This window comes from Halorubrum sp. C191 (assembly GCF_002727095.1).
GTDB classification, from domain to species: domain Archaea; phylum Halobacteriota; class Halobacteria; order Halobacteriales; family Haloferacaceae; genus Halorubrum; species Halorubrum ezzemoulense.
Genome location: NZ_NHNZ01000187.1, coordinates 1 through 1,340, shown reverse-complemented (window position 1 = coordinate 1,340; position 1,340 = coordinate 1). Strand labels below are relative to the sequence as shown.

Here is a 1,340-nt window from a genome sequence, read left to right as displayed (position 1 = left end):
TGGACTCCCGCTCTGGCCGACATTTCGGCAGGAGGGTCATACTCTCCATTCGCGTTCAGCGTCCCGCTGTTCAACCGCACGCCTACGGGTGCGCCTCCACCAGAGCCAGTTTGGTTCCGGCGGAGATACCGCAAGCCGATGTTCTTGGCGGCGTTGTAGTCGGCGTGGTTCTCGTACCCGTATTTCAGGCACTCGAACTCTTCGCCGTTACGGTTGTCGGGGTGCGTGAACCCACACGTCGAACACCGCCGTGACGTGTTCTTCGGGTCAATCTGCTCCACGTTGATGCCGTACTCGGCTGCTTTGTACTCGACGTACTCGAACAGGCGGTTGAATGCCCACTTGTGGCCCCACGACGCACCAGTGCGCTCACGGATGTCGGTCAAGTCCTCAAACGCTATCACCGAACAGCTGTACTCGCGGGCTTCAGCTACCAACTCGTTCGAGATGCGGTGGAGCGTGATTTTGAACCGACCTTCCTCTTTCCGACCGACCGATTGGATGTTCTCATGCGCCCACCGCGTGCCGTGTTCCTGTAAGTCACCACGCCGTTGCTCGTATTCGCGCCGCCAGTGGTCGAACTCGTCACCCGTCCAGAACGTGCCAGTCGAGGCAACTACAAGACTGTTCACGCCGAGGTCAACCCCGAGAACCGTTCCGTTCTCGGTGGCTGTCTGCTCCGCCGTGTCAGACTCCACTTCCATCTTGCAGTGGATGTGAAGCATCCAGTCGCTGTCCCGGTAGTGTAACTCCGCCCCTGTCGTCTCGTACTCATCTGAGAAGAGGTATTCCGCGTGGGGCGTGTCCTGTTCGTCGTCAGGAAGCACGTAGTCGGCTTCAATCCGTCCGTCTGTGGTGGCGAGGCTGACGTACTCGTCGTGGAAGGTGGCGGTGCGGTGGTCGTAGACGACGTGTGGACTGGTGAAGTGCGGCATCGACGCCTTCTTCCCCTGTTTCCACTTCTTGACCACGCTCTTACAGGCGTCAGCGGCCTTGTTCCGGGCGGCTTGGACGTGGTTGCTGTGTAACGCCGTCTCGTCGCGCACGTCTTCGTAGGTGTCGTCGTGGAGCGTAGTTTTGCTCGTGGTGACGTATTCGCCTTCGAAGGCGTGGCGAGTTACGTAGTTAGCGGCCCACAGGAACTCGTCGACGGTGTCTTCGATGAGTGCGGCGTCGTCACTATCCACGGCGAGTTTCACCGGAACAGTGCGCCGCTTCTCCATACATCATACGTACTGCCAATAATTCAAAACTATTGGGGAGTCGGCCTTGTCGTAGTCGGTGGATTGTTACACGGAGCGTACGCGCTTCCTCCCACCCCTGAAGGGCTGTCTCTTACC

General features: G+C 59.0%; 1 protein-coding gene. It reads right to left on the bottom strand.

Annotated elements, in window-relative coordinates; translation table 11 throughout:
* Positions 1–1,223: RNA-guided endonuclease TnpB family protein (locus tag Z052_RS16885; RefSeq protein ID WP_099289275.1), on the bottom strand; the 1,223-nt coding region annotated here is incomplete at its 3' end.
* Positions 1,224–1,340: the final 117 nt, after the last annotated feature.